Genomic DNA, 3,293 nt, shown 5'->3' on the forward strand with positions numbered 1-3,293 from the left:
CGACAGCACACCGGCTCAGCAACCGCTTGCCGCCTGATCAGGCCGCGCCTTGCAAACACCACAATTGACATTAACTCTGGCTCGACCACCGGTACTGTACTGACGAGGGACGAGTCCGATTGACGCGGCAACGTCCCGGCTGCCACCGTATTGCTTGCCGTCGCCCATTTCAGCGGCAAGCAGACTGGCAGTAATGGGGCCAACTGCGGGCATTGTCATCAGGCGAGTGCCGAGATCATCATCGGCAAGCTGGCGCCCCATTTCCCTGTCCAACGCGGCGATTTGCTCGTTATGGTAACAAAAGTGTGCGTGTAAGCGGTCAAGGATGCATACCATTCTTGGTGGTGTTGGGCGCAAAGTAATAGTGATCCACTCCGGGGTGCGGACTAAAACTTGGACTACCTGGAGGTTATCCTGGGTCACCGTTTCCCGGCCGAGGTCATCCGCGTCGGTATTGCCGCTTTCAGATGAGCTTGCGCGACGTCGAGCAACTGTTCTCTGAGCGCGGTGTGACCTTGACATACGGGACAATATGGTGTTGGTGCGATAGGTTTGGCAAGGGCACGTCGGAGTAGCAACGCCGGGCTGCGTGACGGCCCCGGGTTCATGACCGGGTGCCTCTTACTGTCAGAAGGTGTCCGGCAGCTCGCTCACTGACTCGCGGCCCGTTTCAATGGGCCCGGCGATGCGGCGCAAAAAGCTGCGGTCCGTGCCGCTGGTGGTCTCGGAGTCATACTAGAACCGGGTCTGCGGAGGTTCCAGTGTGCGCTAGATACATTTGCATGTCATTGGAGCGGCCCCACGTATCTGAGGACACAAGGACGCTCTTAAAATAAGGGATAGTCTTGTGTCTAACAGTAAGCCTAGTCATTACGTGGAATCCATCGAAATTCTGAGCGAGCCGGAGCGCCGTCGTCGGCGCACCGCGCAGGAAAAAATCGCCATCGTGCAGGCAACACTGGAGCCAGGAGCGTCCGTGTCGGGCGTGGCACGCCGGCACGGCGTCAACGCCAACCAGGTGTTTGGCTGGCGCAAGCAATACCAGGAAGGCAGTCTGGCGGCGGTGAAGGCAGGTGAATCCGTTGTGCCGCTCGCCTCGCGAGTTTAGACGCGCTGCGGTCTCATCAACCTAACAGTGTCCGCGTGTCCTGAGTTACAGGGGCAACTCCAGTCATCGCCTACTTTCAACCCCTTCGCTGGACAGCCGTTGCCCGGCGCGCGCTCTCGCCTTATCTGCAGGCACCTGAAACAGCGCGTCGAAATCGCCGGCGAATTCTTCGATGCAACCCATCCCACTCAGAAACTTGTCGACACGAATAAGTTCGACAATGCCATCCGCAATGATGAGTCGATACAACTCTCCGGCCTCGTTCCTGATCGCCACGGACATCTTCATGTGAGGCGGCGCGCCACACGGATATTCCGAAATGAACTGGACAATCTGCGCGTCTAACGCCGACGTCTCGGCGCCTTCCACCAATTTGCTATGCATGTCGCCTTCCATGAATAGGAATTGATACTAGCAACGGCACGCGACGTGTAAGCGTCGTCTGAGGGAGAGCCGTCGCAGCAAAACGACGTACCTATGGCGCAGCAACACCAATCTGTCTTCGCTTCGATTACTTCGTCGTGACGATTAATATGTTCATAAGGGCTGAAGCGCCAAGCATGGTCCGCGCTTACGCTTTCAGTGATGTTATGTGGATCCACCGAGTTTGCAAGGTGATTTTCCCGATTGTTGCATTTCCGGAAAGCTGGTCGAACGTTCTTTCAACAGCGTCCCTGACCAAGCCAGAAGTGGGCAGACGCATTGCGTCGTTTGAGAGAGCGACGTTGCGTCAGTAGAAAAGCATGCTGAAAAGCGCTTCCTCCGCAGCGACAGTTCACGTAATCAAGAGCGTTTGGACTACATATCAGTTTAAGAAATTACAAAGCGATAGGTGAGTGGGCGACAGTTGCCCCACCGTGACGCTCGGGGGCGACGGTACGGTGCGTCGTCTTTCCGCGCCGATACGTTAACATGCCATTTGACGATTGTGCGTCGCTTCGGACTACGGTGGTTAAGTTAGACGGCCCAAGTCGACGCTGATATGCTGCGAATCGTATCTGGGCGGTCCGCGATAAAAGCGGGTCGCCAGCACCGCATGTGCGATGTTGAGAGTTGGCTAATTTTGGTCTTATTAAACGATTGAGCGAACGTCCGAGGGTGGGCACAGGGACGGCAGCACCCTAACGCCTAGTAAATGCCCACCCATCGGAACACCCAGTACTGCGCGATGCCCATTGCCTCGTGCAGACGGTGACACGCCACGAGGAAGTTTCTTCGCCGGGGAATGAGCGAGGCAACGGCGCTATCCGCGTAGGCAGGGGCGGGTTGCGTCGACACACCGAATCCTTGAAAGTTGAGCCGCGCGCGGCGCATGTGATAAGCCGATGTGACGAGAATCACGCGATCGCAGCGCATGTCACGCAGAATGAGGCTCACGTACCGTGCATTTTCGTGCGTGTTGGCGCTGCGCGTTTCAAGCTCGACGTCGCGCGAATCGACGCCCAACGAGATGAGCCACGGCCGATAGAGCTGCGCGTCGGAGATGCCTTGCCGATCAGGATCGCCTCCGCTGACAATGACCGTGCAATACCGTCCGCCCCGCGCGCAGGCGTGGTAGACATCAGCGGTCTTCTGGATGCGGAAGAACGCATCGCGCGTAGGAGTCCATGGTCGATCCATCGACGCGCGGTCGGCGCCGGCGCTGAGCAGCACGATGACAACCCGTTCTTGTTGCACCCGCAGCGGATCCTCATCGCCGCCAGAGGGAGCGGCGTCCCATATGCCCGAGCCAATCAACCAAAGGACGGCAAGCAGGGCCGCCGCCGCGAGCCAGGGCAAGCGGCGGTATCCACGAAGCATCATTCAGGTTGCACCGCTCGCCTTCATGTCCGCACTGGTCGACGCCTGCTTCGGCTTCGCGATGATGCCGATGCTGAAGCACAAGCGTGCGGGCAGAAAGCCGAACGGATGCCCCGACACCTCGACGATGTCAAAATACTTCCGCATTTGCCGCACGAGTGCAGCATAGTCGAAGCCCTTATGCTCGTTGCGCTTCACGCGATCCATCCGACCGAGCGTCGCGTATACGAGCTCATCGAAGGTGTAGGCGTGCGCGTCTTTGCTCAGCAACCGCTTGAGTGTCCACTTAGTCAGAAAAACAAGTCCTTAGAGGTGGCGCCGTTGGTTCGGACAGTTAGATCGAGTTTATAAGTGGAAGCGCCGGGGTCATCAAGCTGCCGATTTG

The 3,293-nt window shown here is 58.0% G+C and carries 3 protein-coding genes and 2 pseudogenes; 1 reads left to right on the plus strand and 4 read right to left on the minus strand.

Translation table 11 applies throughout. From position 1 onward, the window contains the following. Positions 1 to 72 precede the first annotated feature (72 nt). Positions 73 to 345, minus strand: a pseudogene (locus tag AB6804_RS31650) (transposase); the annotation flags it as partial. Between the two features lie 502 nt (positions 346 to 847). Here AB6804_RS31650 and AB6804_RS31655 point away from each other — a divergent pair. Beyond that, positions 848 to 1,090 (plus strand): annotated as a pseudogene (locus AB6804_RS31655) (transposase); the annotation flags it as partial. Positions 1,091 to 1,171: 81 nt separating this feature from the next. Here the strand turns inward: AB6804_RS31655 and AB6804_RS31660 are convergent. The 3 genes from AB6804_RS31660 to AB6804_RS31670 form a co-directional block, all read right to left on the minus strand. Then, positions 1,172 to 1,492: a hypothetical protein gene (locus AB6804_RS31660; RefSeq protein WP_370889805.1), complete on the minus strand. Its 321-nt coding sequence runs from the start codon at positions 1,490 to 1,492 to the stop codon at positions 1,172 to 1,174. A 744-nt stretch (positions 1,493 to 2,236) separates the two neighbouring features. Further along, positions 2,237 to 2,911, minus strand: coding sequence for a YdcF family protein (locus AB6804_RS31665; RefSeq protein WP_370889806.1), 675 nt, complete (start codon positions 2,909 to 2,911; stop codon positions 2,237 to 2,239). Next, entirely contained in the window at positions 2,912 to 3,178 is a 267-nt protein-coding gene (locus tag AB6804_RS31670) for a hypothetical protein (protein WP_370889807.1), read from the minus strand. Between the last annotated feature and the right edge of the window lie 115 nt (positions 3,179 to 3,293).

It is taken from the genome of Caballeronia sp. RCC_10, from assembly GCF_041360715.1.
GTDB classification, from domain to species: domain Bacteria; phylum Pseudomonadota; class Gammaproteobacteria; order Burkholderiales; family Burkholderiaceae; genus Caballeronia; species Caballeronia grimmiae.